Annotated in this window: 15 protein-coding genes; 12 read left to right on the top strand and 3 right to left on the bottom strand. The window is 72.3% G+C overall.

The features are described 5' to 3' along the window. Positions 1-79 precede the first annotated feature (79 nt). The 5 genes from radA to NON00_RS07280 all read left to right on the top strand — a co-directional run bounded on the left by radA (position 80) and on the right by NON00_RS07280 (position 5,938). Complete coding sequence (gene radA / locus NON00_RS07300) at positions 80-1,501, top strand: DNA repair protein RadA (RefSeq protein ID WP_256019172.1); 1,422 nt, start codon at positions 80-82, stop codon at positions 1,499-1,501. Positions 1,502-1,651: 150 nt separating this feature from the next. Beyond that, a complete protein-coding gene (locus NON00_RS07295) occupies positions 1,652-2,209 on the top strand; it encodes a CvpA family protein (protein WP_256019170.1) in 558 nt (185 codons plus the stop codon). 5 nt (positions 2,210-2,214) lie between these two features. After that, positions 2,215-3,702, top strand: a complete 1,488-nt coding sequence (gene purF, locus NON00_RS07290; protein WP_256019169.1) for an amidophosphoribosyltransferase — start codon at positions 2,215-2,217, stop codon at positions 3,700-3,702. Then, the gene (locus NON00_RS07285) at positions 3,699-4,466 is read left to right on the top strand and encodes an SDR family NAD(P)-dependent oxidoreductase (RefSeq protein WP_256019168.1); all 768 of its coding nucleotides are present in this window, start codon (positions 3,699-3,701) and stop codon (positions 4,464-4,466) included. The genes purF and NON00_RS07285 overlap by 4 nt, the downstream gene beginning before the upstream one ends. 404 nt (positions 4,467-4,870) lie before the next feature. Then, the gene (locus NON00_RS07280) at positions 4,871-5,938 is read left to right on the top strand and encodes an aspartate-semialdehyde dehydrogenase (RefSeq protein WP_256019167.1); all 1,068 of its coding nucleotides are present in this window, start codon (positions 4,871-4,873) and stop codon (positions 5,936-5,938) included. 6 nt (positions 5,939-5,944) lie between these two features. On the opposite strand, the gene NON00_RS07275 is transcribed toward NON00_RS07280, so the two are convergent. Together NON00_RS07275 and NON00_RS07270 are read right to left on the bottom strand one after the other, a co-directional pair. Continuing rightward, on the bottom strand, positions 5,945-6,397 hold the full coding sequence (locus tag NON00_RS07275; protein WP_256019166.1) for an SRPBCC domain-containing protein: 453 nt from the start codon (positions 6,395-6,397) through the stop codon (positions 5,945-5,947). Between the two features lie 117 nt (positions 6,398-6,514). Further along, positions 6,515-7,150 (bottom strand): TenA family protein, encoded by a 636-nt coding sequence (locus NON00_RS07270; protein ID WP_256019165.1) that lies wholly within the window; start codon positions 7,148-7,150, stop codon positions 6,515-6,517. A 115-nt stretch (positions 7,151-7,265) separates the two neighbouring features. On the opposite strand from NON00_RS07270, the gene NON00_RS07265 reads away from it, so the two are divergent. From NON00_RS07265 to pcaB, 7 genes are all read left to right on the top strand, one after another. Beyond that, positions 7,266-8,582: a dihydroorotase gene (locus NON00_RS07265; RefSeq protein WP_256019163.1), complete on the top strand. Its 1,317-nt coding sequence runs from the start codon at positions 7,266-7,268 to the stop codon at positions 8,580-8,582. A 192-nt stretch (positions 8,583-8,774) separates the two neighbouring features. Beyond that, positions 8,775-9,425, top strand: coding sequence for a tetratricopeptide repeat protein (locus tag NON00_RS07260; RefSeq protein WP_256019160.1), 651 nt, complete (start codon positions 8,775-8,777; stop codon positions 9,423-9,425). Further along, on the top strand, positions 9,425-10,750 hold the full coding sequence (locus NON00_RS07255) for a PQQ-binding-like beta-propeller repeat protein (RefSeq protein ID WP_256019158.1): 1,326 nt from the start codon (positions 9,425-9,427) through the stop codon (positions 10,748-10,750). The genes NON00_RS07260 and NON00_RS07255 overlap by 1 nt, the downstream gene beginning before the upstream one ends. 100 nt (positions 10,751-10,850) lie before the next feature. Beyond that, complete coding sequence (locus tag NON00_RS07250) at positions 10,851-11,348, top strand: TRAP transporter small permease (protein ID WP_256019155.1); 498 nt, start codon at positions 10,851-10,853, stop codon at positions 11,346-11,348. Then, the gene (locus tag NON00_RS07245) at positions 11,345-12,667 is read left to right on the top strand and encodes a TRAP transporter large permease (protein WP_256019153.1); all 1,323 of its coding nucleotides are present in this window, start codon (positions 11,345-11,347) and stop codon (positions 12,665-12,667) included. Before NON00_RS07250 ends, NON00_RS07245 begins: the two co-directional genes overlap by 4 nt. Positions 12,668-12,748: 81 nt before the next feature. After that, positions 12,749-13,933 (top strand): 4-carboxymuconolactone decarboxylase, encoded by a 1,185-nt coding sequence (gene pcaC / locus NON00_RS07240; protein ID WP_256019151.1) that lies wholly within the window; start codon positions 12,749-12,751, stop codon positions 13,931-13,933. Between the two features lie 38 nt (positions 13,934-13,971). After that, on the top strand, positions 13,972-15,318 hold the full coding sequence (gene pcaB, locus NON00_RS07235; RefSeq protein ID WP_256019150.1) for a 3-carboxy-cis,cis-muconate cycloisomerase: 1,347 nt from the start codon (positions 13,972-13,974) through the stop codon (positions 15,316-15,318). Positions 15,319-15,481: 163 nt separating this feature from the next. Here pcaB and NON00_RS07230 read toward each other — a convergent pair. Continuing rightward, a partial coding sequence (locus NON00_RS07230; RefSeq protein ID WP_305123250.1) for a HAMP domain-containing methyl-accepting chemotaxis protein occupies positions 15,482-16,672 on the bottom strand: 1,191 nt, incomplete at its 5' end.

Raw genomic sequence — 16,672 nt, 5'->3', positions numbered from 1 at the left:
CCGGCGGGTGGGTCTGGGAGGGCGGAGCCCTCCCAGAGAGCCACTCGCCTTTGTTCCCTTTTCGTCCCATATAAGCCGCATGGCCAAATCCACCGCCCGCTTTGTCTGCCAGAACTGCGGCGCCGTCGCGCCGCGCTGGCAGGGCCGCTGCGACACCTGCGGCGAATGGAACACCATCGTCGAGGAGCAGCCGGAGGCCCCGCGCGCCCCCGGCCCCGCCGGCAAGTCGGCGGGCGGGCGCAGGCTGGAATTCGTCGCCCTGAAGGGCCGCGCCGCGCCACCGCCGCGCACTGTCAGCGGCATGGCGGAGCTGGACCGGGTGCTGGGCGGCGGCTTCGTCCCCGGCAGCGTCATCCTGGTGGGCGGCGATCCGGGCATCGGCAAATCCACCATCCTGCTCCAGGCGGCGGCGCGCATCGCCAATGCCGGGCGGCGCGTCCTCTATATCTCGGGCGAGGAGGCGATCGACCAGGTGCGCCTGCGCGCGCTGCGCCTCGGCCTGCAGGACAGCCCGCTCGGCCTCGCCGCCACCACCAGCCTGCGCGACATCGCGGCCAGCCTGGAGGAGGAGAAGGAGGCCACCCTCGTCATCATCGACTCCATCCAGACGGTCTGGCTGGACAGCCTGGACTCCGCCCCCGGCACGGTCAGCCAGGTGCGCGCCTGCGCCGCCGAGCTGACGCGGCTGGCCAAGACGCGCAACTTCGCCGTGGTGCTGGTGGGGCATGTGACGAAGGAAGGCACGCTGGCCGGCCCGCGCGTGCTGGAGCACATGGTGGACGCCACCCTCTATTTCGAAGGCGACCGCGGCCACCAGTTCCGCATCCTGCGCGCGGTGAAGAACCGCTTCGGCGCCACCGACGAGATCGGCGTCTTCGAGATGACGGATCGCGGGCTGGTGGAGGTGGCCAACCCCTCCGCCCTCTTCCTGGCCGAGCGGCGTGGCAATATTTCTGGCAGCGCCGTCTTCGCGGGGATGGAAGGCACAAGGCCCGTCCTGGTCGAGATCCAGGTGCTGCTCTCGCCCTCCGCCTCCGGCGGCTCGCCCCGGCGGCAGGTGGTGGGGTGGGATTCCGGGCGGCTGGCCATGCTGATGGCCGTGCTGGAAAGCCGCTGCCGCGTCAGCCTCGGGCAGAATGACGTCTATCTGAACATCGCCGGCGGGCTGCGCGTCAGCGAGCCGGCGGCGGACCTCGCCGTGGGGGGGGGGCTCGTCTCCGCCGCCACGGACCGGCCGACAGACCCGGATATGGTCTTTTTCGGGGAGATCGGCCTCTCGGGCGAGGTGCGGCAGGTGTCGCAGACCGATACCCGCCTGCGCGAGGCCGCCAAGCTGGGCTTCGCCGCCGCCATGCTGCCGCGCCGCGTGGCGCGCGGCGGGCGCGCCGCCACGGCCCATGACGGGCTGCGCCTGTCCGAGATCGGGCACCTGGCGGATCTGGTGGCGCCACTGGCGGCCTCGGCGGCCAAGGGCGCGGAGAAGAGTCCTAAGAAAGAGTGAGGGGAAGAGGTTCTTTTTTGGAAAAAAGAACCAAAAAACTTTTGTCCGCGGGCGTTGCGCCGGGATGAGCCGCGGGGGCAACCCCTTGCGCGCAGCGCAGAGGCACCACGGCGTGACTCCTCCGGCCCTCTTGGTTATAGGCTGCACTCGATGACCTGGGTGGACGGCATTGTCCTCGCGGTGGTCGCCCTCTCGGCGCTCATCGCCTTCTTCCGCGGGCTGGTCCGGGAGGTGCTGGGCGTCGGCGCCTGGGCCGGCGCGGCCATCTTCGCCATCTACATGCTGCCCGGCACATCACAGCTGGCGGCGGCCTATGTGCAGCCGCCCTGGCTGGCCGAGATCGCGGCCGGCGCGGGCGGCTTCCTGCTGGCACTCATCGTGCTGAAGCTGCTCATCGGCTGGTTCGCGGGGCTGGTGCGGGCTTCGGTCCTCGGGGGTCTGGACCGCGCGCTGGGCATGGTCTTCGGCCTCGCCCGGGGTGCTTTCCTGGTTGTGCTCGCTTATATCGTGGGCGGGTTGTTCCTGCCCACGGTGGAACGCTGGCCCGAGCCGGTGCGTGAGGCCCGCACCCTGCCCCTGGTGGCGGACGCGGCTTCGCTGCTTGTCTCCCAGCTTCCGCCGGAGTATCGCCCGCGACTTCCAGACCTGCCGCAGCGCAGCATGCCCAGCATGGACGAGCTGTTGCGGCCCCCGGCCCGAGGCCGGTAACGAGGATGCCGATGCAGCCCCTGCCCTCCACCCAACCCTGGGACGACGAAGACGGCTTCCATGAGGAATGCGGCGTCTTCGGCGTCTGGAACGCGACCGACGCGGCGGCGCTCACCGCGCTCGGCCTGCATGCCCTGCAGCATCGCGGGCAGGAGGCATCCGGCATCGTCACCCTCGCCGAGAAGGGCGCCTTCCACGCCCATCGCGGCCTCGGCCTGGTGGGTGATATCTTCGGCGACGCCAAGGTGATGGCCAGCCTCAAGGGGCGCTGCGCCGTCGGCCACAACCGCTACGCCACCACGGGCGAGACGGCGCTGCGCAACGTCCAGCCGCTTTTCGCCGATTTCGAGTTCGGCGGCCTCGCCGTCGCCCACAATGGCAACCTGACCAACGCCGCCGTGCTGAAGCGCGCCCTGGTCCGCCGCGGCTGCCTCTTCCAGAGCACGACCGACTCGGAAGTCTTCGTCCACCTCATCGCCATCAGCCTCTACGCCAATGTCGTGGACCGGCTGATCGACGCGCTGAAGCAGGTGCAGGGCGCCTATTCCCTCATCGCCCTGCATGATGGCGCGCTGATCGGCGCGCGCGACCCGATGGGCGTGCGCCCGCTGGTGCTCGGCCGCCTCGGCGCCGGCGAGGGCGGCGCCTATGTCCTGGCCAGCGAGACCTGCGCCCTCGACATCGTCGGCGCCGAGTTCATCCGCGATATCGAGCCGGGCGAGCTGGTCATCATCAACAATGACGGCCTGCGCAGCATCAAGCCCTTCGGCCGCACGCAGAGCCGCTTCTGCATCTTCGAATACATCTATTTCGCCCGGCCCGACTCGGTGGTGGAGGGCACGCCCGTCTATGCCACCCGCAAGCGCATCGGCAGCGAGCTGGCGCGCGAGAGCCATGTGGAGGCCGATGTCGTCGTGCCCGTGCCGGATTCCGGCGTGCCGGCGGCCATGGGCTATGCCAGCGAGGCCGGCATTCCCTTCGAGCTCGGCATCATCCGCAACCACTATGTCGGCCGCACCTTCATCGAGCCGACGGACCAGATCCGCCACCTCGGCGTGAAGCTGAAGCACAGCGCCAACCGCCCGATGATCGAGGGCAAGCGCGTCGTGCTGGTGGATGACTCCATCGTGCGCGGCACCACCTCCAAGAAGATCGTCGAGATGGTGCGCCAGGCCGGGGCGAAGGAAGTGCATATGCGCATCTCCTCCCCCCCCACGACGCATTCCTGCTTCTACGGCATCGACACGCCGGAGCGGGAGAAGCTGCTGGCCGCCAACCACGATGTCGAGGAAATGGCCCGCATCATCGGCGCCGACAGCCTCGCCTTCATCTCGCTGGACGGCATGTACCGCGCCCTCGGCCGCCCGGGCCGCGATGCCGCCAACCCCGGCTATTGCGACGCCTGCTTCACCGGCGACTACGCCATTCCGCTGACCGACTTCGAAGGGCAGCCGGAGCGCGTCCCCACCCTGCTGGTCGCCAACAGCAAATGAGCGCCGCCGCCGACAGCACCCGGCCGGCCAGCTCTCCCCTGGCTGGCCCTCTGGCTGCTCCCCTGGCCGGCCAGGTGGCGCTCGTCACCGGCGCCAGCCGGGGCATCGGCGCCGCCACCGCGCGGGAACTCGCCCGCCTCGGCGCCCATTGCGTGCTGGTCGCCCGCACCCAGGGCGGGCTCGAGGAAACCGATGACGCCATCCGCGCCGCCGGCGGCTCCGCCACCCTGCTCCCCTTCAACCTGGTGAAGGACGCCGAGAAGATCGACATGATCGGCCCCTCCCTGGTGGAGCGCTTCGGCCGGCTGGACATCCTCGTCCACAATGCCGGGGCGCTGGGGGCGCTGACGCCGGTGGCCCACATCACCCCGCGCGACTGGGCGGATGTGCTGGGCACCAACCTCACCGCCGCCTGGCGGCTGATCCGCACCTGCGACCCGCCGCTGCGCGCGGCGCCGGCCGGGCGGGCCGTCTTCGTCACCACCGGGCGGGTGCAGCGGCCCAAGGCCTTCTGGGGCGCCTATGGCGCCTCCAAGGCCGGGATGGAGCACCTCGTCCAGACCTGGGCGCAGGAGGTGGAGCACACCCCGCTGCGGGTGAACCTCTTCGACCCCGGCGTGGTCGCCACCAAGATGCGCGCCCAGGCCATGCCGGGCGAGAACCCGGACAGCATCGCCCAGCCGGCCGATGTCGCCCCCGCCCTCGCCGCCCTCTGCCTGCCCTCTGAGGCGCGGCAGGGCGAAACGGTGCTCTTCGGCGCCTGAAAGGCCACCGGCCCGCGCGTCATGAGAGGGGCTTCGCCCCTCTCAAACCTGCAAGGCAGTGCCTTGCAGCCACCAAAGGCCTGAGGCCTTTGGAAACCCATCTGAAGGCAGGTGCAGGGGATACTATCCCCTGCCAAGGGAAAGAATGGGGGGAGTTTGAGGGGGCAAAGCCCCCCTCAAGCCCCGCCTCTTGACTTCGGGCCGGCGCTGGGGCGAGATGTCGGCCATGTCCGCGACCATCATTATCAAGCGCATTACCAAGACGACCGCTCCGGCGGGGCGTCCTCTGGTGCGTGCGCGGTGATCGCCACGGAATAACCCACCAGAAGGCCCCGCCGGAGCAAGCGGGGCCCAAGCCGGACAGGACCGGCCCCGTCTCCCCGGCACCACCGGACAGAGACACCATGAACGTCCTGAACTCCCCCGCCGACCTCGCACAGCCGCCCTATCAGAGCGTGGCCGCCAACCCTGTCGTCGCCATCGTCGGCGCCACCGGCGCCGTCGGCGTGGACATGCTGCGCTCCCTGGAGGAGCGCGACTTCCCCCTGGCCTCGCTGAAGCTGCTCGCCTCCCCTCGCTCCGCCGGCAAGACCATGTCCTTCCGCGGCCAGGAGCTGGTGGTCGAGGCACTGGATGAAAACAGCTTCGAGGGTGTGGACCTCGCCCTGTTCTCCGCCGGCTCCGGCGTGTCGAAGCGCTATGCGGCGGCGGCGGTGAAGGCCGGCGCGGTGGTGGTGGACAATTCCTCCGCCTTCCGCATGGACCCGGACGTGCCGCTGGTGGTGCCCGAGGTGAATGGCGCCGAGATCGCCCGGCATCGCGGCATCATCGCCAACCCCAACTGCGTCGCCATCATCGCCACCGTGCCGCTCTGGCCGCTGCACCAGGCGATCGGCATCCGCCGCGTCACCGCCGCCACCTATCAGGCCGCCTCCGGCGCCGGTGCCGCCGCGATGGAGGAGCTGCGCGCCTCCACCGAGGCCTATCTGAAGGGCGAGGCCTTCACGCCGACGGTGCTGCCGCACCCCTATGCCTTCAACCTGTTCAGCCACAATGCCGAGGTGGACCCCGAGTCGGGCTACAATGGCGAGGAGCTGAAGGTCATCGCCGAGACGCGGCGCATCATGGCCGCGCCGGCGCTGCCGCTCGGCATCACCTGCATCCGCGTGCCCATCCTGCGCGCCCATGCCATCGCGCTGAATGTCGAGTTCAACCGCCCCGTGGCGCCGGAGGAGGTGAAGGCCCTGCTGGCGGCGGCGCCGGGCGTGCGCATCGTCGATGACCGGGCGAAGAACCACTTCCCGATGCCCTCCGAGGCCTCGGGCCAGGGCGATGTCCTCGCCGGCCGCTTCCGCGCCGACCTGGGCGACCCCACGGGCCACTCCGTCGCCTTCTTCGTCGCCGGCGACCAGCTGCTGAAGGGCGCGGCCCTCAATGCCGTGCAGATCGCGGAGAAGCTGATCGGCCGCTGAGGCCGTTCAGGGCTGCACCTCCGCCCGGTGCTTCAGCGCGTCATTCAGCGCCTCGGCACCCTGGCGGAGGTCAGTGAACAGCCCCGCCCCCAGCAGCCCCGGCAGCAGGCCGCGGCAATGCAGCGCCTGATGCAGGACGCAGCCGGCGCGGCGGGGCTCCAGCCGGAAGATGTGTTCCACGCGGAACAGGCCGCACCACAGCGCGCCCGTCCAGCGCAGCAGGCGGCCCGGCTCGGCCGCCAGCACATGGGCGCGGACCATCAGGCGCCGCCGCCCCGGCGCCCGGATGCGCAGCCTCAGCCATGCCCCAGGCACCGCCTCCCCCGCAATCTCCAGGAGGAAGGGGCTCCACTCCGGGTAGCGGCTGAACTCCACCAGGACTCGCCAGACATCCTCCGGCGGCGCGGCAATGGCGATCTCGGTGGCGATGCTGCGGATTTCCTGAATTCCTCTCAGCATTCAAATTCTTCTTTTTCTGAAGAAAAAGAAGCTTTTTTTCAGGCTGCCGCCGTCTCCCGGCACAGCGGGACGCGAAACTGAAAAAAGTTTTTTGGTTCTTTTTTTCAAAAAAGAACATTAACCTTCATACAAATCATCAAAAAACCGCCGCTCCAGCGCCACCGCGCGCCCGAAGAGCGCGGCACAGGCGGCTTCCTCGGCCGGGCCGACGCGGTCCAGCTCGGCGCGCAGCCAGCCGACGAAGCCACGGAAATCATCATTGTCGTGCAGGGTGATCCACTCGGCATGGATGAAGCGCTCGGGCAACGGGCCCTGGTGGCGCTCGGCCCAGCTCAGATAGAGCCATTCCGCCACCGCCAGCACGGCCAGTGCCTGGGCATAGGAACGGCTCTCGGCGGCCTCGCGCATCAGCGCCTGGAAGGCGCGGGTGGTCGCGGTCAGGGCGGGGGCGCGGCGCTCCGCCTCCGGCACGCCGAGTTCGTCGAAGGCGCGCTGGAAATAGGTGTTCTCGTCGCTGGTGATCATGGCCAGGAAGCGGGAGAGCCGCAGCCGCGCCGCGAAACTGTCCGCGCTGGCGATGGCCGCGCCCAGCAGCGCCACGAAACGGTCGATGAACTGGTAGTCCTGCACGAGATAGGCGCGCAGCACCTCCGGCGCGACGCGCCCGGCGCAAAGCTCCGCCACGAAGCGGTGGGTGATGGCGGCATCCCAGTCGGCCGCGTGGGCGGCGCGCAGGCGGTCGGACAGGCTCATGGCGGGCATTCTCCCTGGGCTTCGCCCGCCCTGTAGCAGAGCCGCGAGAAGGGGTCGCCCCCGCTGGCGAAACTGCCTAAAGACAGCCCGTCCGTTTGCGTCGAGAGGATGCCGCATGACCAGCTTCGATCTCATCCTGCGCGGGGGAACCTGCGTGCTGCCCTGGGGCGAGGCGGTGGCGGATGTCGGCGTGAAGGCCGGCCGCATCGCCGCGATCGGCGATCTCGGCGGCGCCAGCGCGCCGCAGGTGGTGGACTGCGCCGGGCTGCACGTGCTGCCCGGGCTGATCGACCCCCATGTCCATCTGCGCGACCCCGGCGACCCGGCGGTGGAAACCATCCCCACCGGCACCAGGGCCGCGATCCTGGGCGGCATCACCGCGGTGTTCGACATGCCGAACACCACCCCCTCCATCACCAGCCAGCCGGCGCTGGAGGAGAAGCGGGCCTATATCCAGGGCAAGTCCTGGTGCGACATCGGCTTCTATGTCGGCGCGGCCAAGTCCAACATCGCCGATCTGGCGGCGCTGGAACTGAACCGCGATGTCTGCGCCATCAAGGTCTTCGCCGGTTCCTCGACCGGCGACCTGCTGGTGGAGGACGATGCCAGCCTGGAGCGCGTCATGCGCTCCGGCCGCCGCCGCATCGCCTACCACTCGGAGGATGAATACCGCCTCCAGGCGCGCAAGCCGCTCTATGCCGCCGGCGGCCCGCACAGGCTGCACGCGGAGTGGCGCGATGTGGAATGCGCCCTGCTCGGCACCCGCCGGCTGATGGCGCTGGCGCGGGAGACGGGCCGCCCGGCCCATATCCTGCACGTCTCCACCGCCGAGGAACTGGCCTATCTGAAGGATTTCCGCGACGTCGCCACGGTCGAGGTGCTGGTCAACCACCTGAGCCAGACGGATGAGGCCTATGACCGCCTGGGCGGCTACGCGGTGATGAACCCGCCCATCCGCGATGCCCGCCACATGGAAGCGGCCTGGGCGGCGGTGCGGGACGGCACGGTGGACTGCATCGGCTCCGACCACGCGCCGCACAGCCGCGCGGCGAAGGAACGCCCCTGGCCCGCCACCGCCGCCGGCCTGACCGGCGTGCAGACCCTGGTGCCGCTGATGCTCGACCATGTGAATGCCGGGCGCCTCTCGCTCGGCCGCCTGGTGGACCTGATGGCCGCCGGCCCCGCGCGGGTCTATGGCGCCGTCGGCAAGGGTCGCCTCGCCGCCGGCTATGACGCGGATTTCACCGTGGTCGACCTGAAGAAGAGCCGCACCATCGAGGAAAGCTGGATCGCCTCCCCCTGCGGCTGGACGCCCTTCGCCGGGCAGCGCGTCACCGGCTGGCCGGTGATGACGATCCTGCGCGGCCATGTCGCCATGCGCGAGGACGAGGTGCAGGGCGCGCCCCAGGGCCGGCCCGTGCTCTTTCACTGAGGGGTTCGTATGCTGAGGGGGCCTTGCCCCCTCAGACACCCCTGCCTTTCCAGAATGGGTTTCCAAAGGCCTCAGGCCTTTGGCGGGGAGTGTTTGAGAGGGGCAAAGCCCCTCTCAAGGCGCGGGCCTTAACGCCGGGCGCGGCTGCCGCTATGGTCCCGCGCGCTTGTCACAGCCTTCAGGGACCGGACCTTGCCGGATATTTTCGACGAAGTGCAGGAAGACCTGCGGGCCGAGAAAGCCCAGCGGCTGGCCCTGCGATATGGCGGGCTGGCCTTTGGCGCGGCCCTGCTGGTCCTGGCCGGGCTGGGCGGCTGGCAGGGCTGGCGCTGGTATCAGCAGCGCGAGGCCCTGCAGGCGGCCACCGCCTTCCTGGAGCAGCACCGCGCCACCGAGGCCCAGGGCGCCGACCTGAAGGTGGCGGGCGCGCAGTTTGCCGCCCAGGCGGCCAGCGGGCCGGAAGGCTACCGCATCCTCGCCACGCTGCGCGCCGCCGCGCTGAAGGCCGAGACGGGGGAGCGTGACGCCGCCCTGGCCCTCTGGGCCGGCCTCGCCGCCGATGCGCAGGCACCGCAGCTCTACCGCGACCTGGCCAGCCTGATGTGGGTGCTGCACGGCATCGACACGCAGGCGCCGGCGCAGCTTTCCGCCCGCCTTGAGCCGCTGACGCGGCCGGGCAATGCCTGGCGGGCCTCGGCGCGGGAGCTTCAGGCCCTGCTCGCCCTGCGCCAGGGCGACAAGGCGGCGGCCAAGCGCGAACTCGACGCGCTGGCCCAGGATGTCACCGCGCCGCGGGGCCTGCGCGACCGCGCCGGCCGGCTGGCCGCAGGATTGGGGGTCTGATGCAGGGCATGAACTGGACACGGCGCACGGTGCTGCTCGGCTCGGCCGGCCTCTTGGCCGGTTGCGACTGGTTCGGCGAGAGCAAGGACCGCCTGCCGGGCGTCCGCCGCCCCGTCCTGGCGGCACAGCGCCCGCTGGAGGCCGATGCGGCGCTGGCCGCCCAGCCCTTCACCCTGCCCGCCCCCGTGGCGCGAGCGGAGTGGCCGCAGCCGGGCTCCGGCCCCGCCCATGCCACCGGGCAGGCCGCCCTCGGCCCGCGCCTCGCCGAGATCTGGCGCAGCTCCGCCGGCACCGGCAGCAGCTACCGCCGCCGCCTGACCACCGGGCCGGTCATCGCCCAGGGCATGGTCTTCGCCGCCGATGCCTATGGCGAGGTCTCGGCCTTCGACCTCGCCACCGGCGCGCGCCGCTGGCGCTTCGACACCCGGCCGGAGAAGGATGATGTCGGCGCCGTCGGCGCGGGCTGCGCCTTCGCCGATGGCACGCTCTATGTCGCCACCGGCCTCGCCGAGCTGCTGGCGCTCGACCCTGCCAATGGCAAGCCGCGCTGGCGCATCGGCCTGCCGGCGCCGACGCGCGGCGCCCCCACCGTGGCCGAGGGCCGCGTCTTCGTGCCGACGCTGGAAAACCAGCTGCTCGTCTTCTCCGCCGCCGATGGCAAGCGCCTCTGGGCCTACCGCGCGCAGCAGGCCGTGGCCATGCCGCTCGGCCTGCCCGGCCCGGCGGTGGCGGAGGGCTTCGTCGTCGCCGGCTTCCCCTCGGGCGAGCTGGTCGCGCTGCGCCCCGAGGATGGCCGCGTGCAGTGGACCGAGAGCCTGGCCGGCCGCAGCCGCGGCGGCGTGGGCGATATCCCCGGCGTGCGCGGCCTGCCCGTCATCCATGAGGGGCGGGTCTATGCCATGGGCATGGGCGGCACCTCCATGGCGGTCGACCTGCGCTCCGGGCGGCGGCTGTGGGAAGTGGAGATCGGCGGGACGGAAAGCCCCGTCGTCGCCGGGAACTGGCTCTTCCTCATCGGCGGCAACGGCACCCTGCTGGCCATGGAGCGCGAGAGCGGGCGGATCCGCTGGATCAACGACCTCAACGCCCCGCCCGAAGGGAAGGAGCGGAAGAAGGACGAGAACGCCACCTTCGGCACGCCGCTGCTCGCCGGGGGGCGCCTCATCCTTCCCTCCAGCAAGGAAGAGGCGCTGCTGATCGACGCCGGCACCGGCGCCATCGGCGGCAGGCTGCGGCTGCCGGGGGCGGTCTCCCTGCCGGGGGCCATCGCGCAGGACACCCTCGTGCTGCTCACGGATGACGGGGCGGTGGTCGCTTATAAGTGAGAGGGGGGGGGGGGGCCCCCCCCCCCCCCCCCCCGCCGGGGCGGCAAGGGCCGCCCCGGACCCCGCCTTCCGTGACTCTCCGCGCCGGAGCCGACGCGCCATGACACAACCCGCCCCGCCGCGCGGGGCCACCGCCCGCCTGGCACACGCGCTGATGCTGGGCGGCAGCGCCCTGCTGCTGGCCACCGCCCTGCTCACCACCGCCAGCGTGCTGCGCCGCTGGCTCGGCGGGCAGCCCATACCGGGGGATTTCGAACTGGTGCAGATGGGCTCCGGCCTCGCCGTCTTCGGCTTCCTCGCCTGGGGCACGCTGATGCGCGCCAATATCCTGGTGGACAGCTTCACCACCTGGCTGCCCGCCCGCCTGCGCGACGGGCTGGACGCCTTCTGGAACCTCGCCTGGGGCGCCACCGCCCTGCTGCTCGGCTGGCGCATGGCCGCCGGCGCCCTCGACGCGCTGCGCAGCGACACCCGCAGCATGGTGCTCTCCCTGCCGCTCTGGTGGGCCATCGCCCTCGGCGCCCTCGCCTTCGCCGCCACCGCCCTCGCCGCCCTGCTCTGGGCGCGCCGCCTGCTCGCCGGGGAGAACCGCGCGTGAGTGAGGAATTCCTGATGGCCGGCGCCGGCTTCGGCGCCATGCTGCTGCTCATCACCCTGCGCGCGCCGGTGGGCTTCGCCATGCTGCTCGCCGGCGCCCTCGGCTACCAGCACATCCTCGGCTGGGAGGTGCTGGCCAACTACCTCAAGGCCACGCCCTACCACCTCTTCGCCAACTATACCCTCTCCGTCATCCCGCTCTTCATCCTGATGGGCGCCATCGCCGAGCGCGGCGGCCTGGCGCGGGATCTCTTCACGGCGGCCCAGGCGCTGTTCGGCCAGCGGCGCGGCGGGCTGGCCATCGGCGTCATCACCGCCTGCGCCGCCTTCGGCGCCGTCTGCGGCTCCTCCGTCGCCACCACCGCCACCTTCGGCCGCGCCGCCCTGCCGGAACTGCGCCGCTACAACTACGAGATGGGCCTCGCCACCGGCACCATCGCCGTGGGCGGCACCCTCGGCATCCTCATCCCGCCCAGCGTCATCCTCGTCGTCTATGCCATCAGCACGGAACAGAACATCGCCAAGCTGTTCATGGCGGCGCTGGTGCCGGGGCTGCTCGCCACCTTCTCCTACATCATCGCCGTGCTGATCCAGGCGCGGCTCAACCCGGCCGCCATGCCGCCCGCGCCGCCCCTCTCGGCGGCGGAGAAGCGCGCCGCCTTCCTCAACGTCATCCCCGTGCTGCTCATCGCCGTCACCGTGGTGGGGGGGATCTATGGCGGCGTCTTCACCCCGACCGAGAGCGCGGCCATCGGCGTCGTCGCCACCCTGGCCGTGGCCCTGCTGCGCCGCAGCCTGGGCCGGGCGGAGCTGATGGACGCGCTGCGCGGCACCGCCGAGACCACGGCGATGATCTTCGCCATCCTGCTCGGCGCCGAGGTGTTCAACGCCTTCCTCGCCCTGACCCAGGCGCCCGACCTGCTGGCCGAGTGGATCACCGCGCAGGACCTGCCGGCCTATGGCGTGCTGGCGCTGCTGCTCGTCAGCTACATCATCCTCGGCGCGGTGATGGACGAGCTGGCGATGATCCTGCTCACCCTGCCCGTCTTCTTCCCGGTGGTGACGGCGCTGGATTTCGGCCTCTCCCCGGAGGAGACGGCCCTCTGGTTCGGCATCCTCGTGCTGGTGGTGGTGGGCATCGGGCTGACGGCGCCCCCCATCGGGCTCAATGTCTTCGTCATCGCCGCCCTGGCGAAGGACGTGCCGATGGCCCGCATCTACCGCGGCGTCCTCCCCTACCTGGCGATGGATGTGCTGCGCCTGCTGCTCTGCGTTGCGTGCCCCGCGCTTTCTCTCGCCGTGGTTCGCTGGCTGACATGATCCCGCGCGGCGCGCGGGATTGACCGCCGCGCGCCGCCCGGCGACGGTCGCGCCCAAAGAGAGACAGGACGAGACCCCACCATGTTCCTTCCGGTCAACGACCTCCTGGTGCATTGCGTCGTGGAGGGGCCGGCCGAGGCGCCGCCCCTGTTGCTGCTGCACTCCATCGGCACCACGCTGCATGTGTGGGACCCGCAGGTGGCGGCCCTCACCCGCCGCTACCGCGTCATCCGCCCCGACCTGCGCGGCCACGGGCTGACCAGCGTCACCCCCGGCGAATACAGCATGGAGATGCTGGCGCGCGATGCGCTGGCGCTGCTCGACGCCCTCGGCATCGCGCGGGCCCATATCGGCGGCGCCTCGCTCGGCGCCTGTGTCGCGCTGCGCATGGCGGCGCTGGCGCCGGAGCGCGCCGCCTCGCTCATCCTTATCGGTGGCGCGCTGGAATACCCAGATGCGGCCACCTGGCAGGAACGCATCGGCGCCGTGCTGCGCGAGGGCACCGGCGTGCTGGCCGATGCGGTGATGCCGCGCTGGGTGGCCCATCCCGAGGCGCCGGAGGGGCTCGGCCTGCGCGCCATGCTGCTGCGCACCGACCGCGTGGGCTATGCCGGCGCCGCCGCCGCGCTGCGCGACCTCACCCCGGCCGACATGCCGGCCCGGCTGCCCCAGCCCGCCCTGCTGCTCCAGGGCGAGACCGACCCGGCCGCCCCCCTGGCCGCCACCCAGGCCCTGCAGGCGCGCTTCGCCGCGGCCACCCTGCGGGTCCTGCCGGGGGTGCAGCATATCGTCAACCACGAGGCCGCGGCCGCGGTGTCGGAGGCGATGCTCGCCCATCTCGACGGCCAGGCCCGCCGGGCCGCCGATCTCCCGCCCGCCGATCTGCTGGAGGCCGGGCTGGAGGTGCGCAGGGCCGTGCTGGGCGCCGCCCATGTCGCCCGCGCCAGCGCCGCCGCCACCGCCTTCGACCAGCCCTTCCAGGACTACATCACCCGCAATGTCTGGGGGCAGATCTGGACGCGCCCCGGCCTGCCGCGCCATACCCGCAGCCTGCTGACCCTGGCGATGATGGCCGCCCTCGCCCGGCACGAGGAATTCGTGCTGCACGTCAGGGCCACCCGCCAGACCGGCGTGACACCGGAGGAGCTTTCGGAGGTTCTGCTCCAGGTCGGCGCCTATGCCGGCGTGCCGGTGGCCAACCACGCGCTGAAACTGGCCAGGCAGACCTACGCCCAGATGCGGGAGGAGGCGGCGGCGGGCGCCTGAACGCCCCCCGCCCCGCCCTTCCAGGAGGAATACCGCCCATGCTTTCCGTCAACCCCGCCGACGGCGCCGTGCTCTCCGTCCTCTATGGCACCGACGCCATGCGCGCCCTGGTGGGCGAGCGCGCCTTCCTCGCCCGCATGCTGGAGGTGGAAGCGGCGCTGGCCCGCGCCCAGGCGAAGCTCGGCATCATCCCCGCCGAGGCCGCCACCGCCATCACCGAGGCGGCGCAGGTGGAAAAGCTCGACCTGCCGGCGCTCGCCCGCGCCACCCGCAACACCGGCTACCCGGTGGTCGGGCTGGTGAAGCAGCTCTCCGCCCTGGCCGGGGCCGAGGCCGGGCGCTGGACCCATTGGGGCGCCACCACCCAGGACATCATCGACACCGCCATCGTCCTCCAGCTGCGCGACGCCTTCGCCCTGCTGGATGCCGACCTCGCCCGGCTGAACGCCGCCCTCGGCGCCCGCGCGCGCGAGCACCGCGGCACGGTGATGGCCGGGCGCACCCATCTCCAGCACGCCCTGCCGCTGACCTTCGGCTATAAATGCGCCATCTGGCTCTCGCCGCTGATCACCATGCGCGAGCGCATCGCCCAGCTGCTGCCGCGCCTGCTGAAGGTGCAGTTCGGCGGCGCGGCCGGCACCCTCGCCTCGCTCGGCGACCAGGGTCTGGCGGTGGCTGAGGGGCTGGGGGCCGAACTCGGCCTCGCCGTGCCGGACGCGCCCTGGCACGTCGCGCGCGATGGCATGGCGGAGGCCGTCTGCGTCCTCGGCCTGCTGACCGGCGCGCTGTCGAAATTCGCCACCGACATCATGCTGCTGATGCAGACCGAGGTGGCCGAGGTCTTCGAGCCCCACGCGCCGGGGCGCGGCGGCTCCTCCACCATGCCGCAGAAGCGCAACCCCATCGCCTGCGAATACGTCCTCGCCCAGGCGCGCGGGGTGCACGCCCTGGTGCCGCAGATGCTGGCCGCCATGGCGGTGGACCAGGAGCGCGGCACCGGCCCCTGGCAGGCCGAGCCGCTCGCCCTGCCCCAGGCCTTCACCCTGGCCCATGGCGCGCTGGACCAGGCCCGCTTCATCGCCGAGGGCATGACGGTGGATGCCGCCCGCATGCGCCGCAACCTCGACTCCACCGGCGGGCTGATCGTGGCGGAGGCGGTGATGATGGGCCTCGCCCCGCATCTCGGCCGCAACGCGGCGCATGACGCCGTGCACCACGCCTGCGACACCGCCCTGGCCGAAGGCATCTCCCTGGCCGAGGCGCTGGGGCGGGAGGAGAAAGTCACCGCCGCCATCAGCGCCGCGGACATCGCCCGCCTGACCGACCCGGCGCATTACCTGGGCAGCACACAGGCCTTCATCGACCGCGTGCTGGCGCGGCTCTGAGAAGAAGAGCCGTCCTCCCCAGACGGGATTTTAACCTGGGGAGGGCTCCGCCCTCCCCAGACGGGATTTTTAACCTGGGGAGGGCTCCGCCCTCCCCAGACCCCTCGGCCGGGGTGGCACGGCCACCCCGGACCCCGCGTTCAGTGCGCGCAACCGGCCTCCCTCAGGCCGCCCGCACCGCCGCCAGGAAGACCTCGGCCCGCTGGTGCAGCGCCGCGGTCTCGCCAGAGAGGCTGCCGGCAGCGGCGCGCAGAGCCTCGATCCCACCGCCCATCGCCGCCAGCCGGGCCCGGGTGCCAGCGGCCTGGGCACTGGCCTCCTGCGCGCGGGCGGCAGCCTGGGTGACAGCGGCGGCAATGCCCCGCGTCGCCTCCGCCTGCCGCTCCGTCGCCTCCGCCACCTGGGCGGCGATGCCGTCCAGCTGCTGGATCGCACCGGCGATCCCCTCCATCGCCCCCACCGCCGCCTGGCCGCCGGACTGCATGGCGGCCAGCTGGGCACCAATCTGCTCGGTGGCGCGGGCGGTCTGCGCCGCCAGGGCCTTCACCTCCCCGGCCACCACGGCGAAGCCGCGCCCCGCCTCCCCCGCCCGCGCCGCCTCGATGGTGGCATTCAGGGCGAGGAGATTGGTCTGCCGGGCGATGCCCTCGATCAGCCCGAGCACCGGCGCCACCGCGGCGGCGGCGGCGGCCAGGGCGCGCACCTGCCGCTCCGCCGCGCGCGCCATGCCGGCGGCGCTGGCGGCCGCGCCGGCGCTGGCCCCCACATCGCGCGATACCTCGGCCACCGCTGCCGCCAGCGCCCCGGCGGTTTCCGCCACGGCGGCGATATGCCCGCTGGCCTCCTGGCTGGCGGCCTCCGCCGCCGCCGCCGCGCCGGCCCCCTCGCCGGCGGCGGCGGCGATCACCGTGCTGCTGTCATCCAGCGCCCCGGCAGCCTGCGCCACGCCGCGCAGACCACCGGCCAGATCCCCCTCGAAACCGGCCAGCAACCCCTCCAGCGCCCCGGCGCGGGCGGCACGGGCGGCCTGGGTGGCGGCCACCTCCCCCCCCAGCACGCGGGCGCGGCGGGCCTCGGCGCGCAGGTGGCGCAACGCCGCGGCCATGGCGCCGATCTCATCCTGCCGCGATGCGGCGCGCCGGCCCTCCCCGCCATCCGCGTCGCCGGGCAGCGGCGTGTCCAGCGCACCGCCAGCCAGCCGGCCCACCGCCTGCGTCAACTGCCGCAACGGCCGCGCGACGCGCAGCGACAGCAACAGCGCGCCGCCCGCCACCGCCAGCACGGTCAGCAGCAGGGCGCCGCCGGCCAGGGCCAGCCGCCGCCGCGCCGCCGCCGCCTGCGCCCCGGCCTGGGC

This window comes from Roseomonas sp. GC11 (assembly GCF_024437745.1).
Lineage (GTDB): Bacteria > Pseudomonadota > Alphaproteobacteria > Acetobacterales > Acetobacteraceae > Pseudoroseomonas.
The sequence above is the reverse complement of the archived record's forward strand: the minus strand, read 5'-3'. Positions and strand labels throughout refer to the sequence as shown.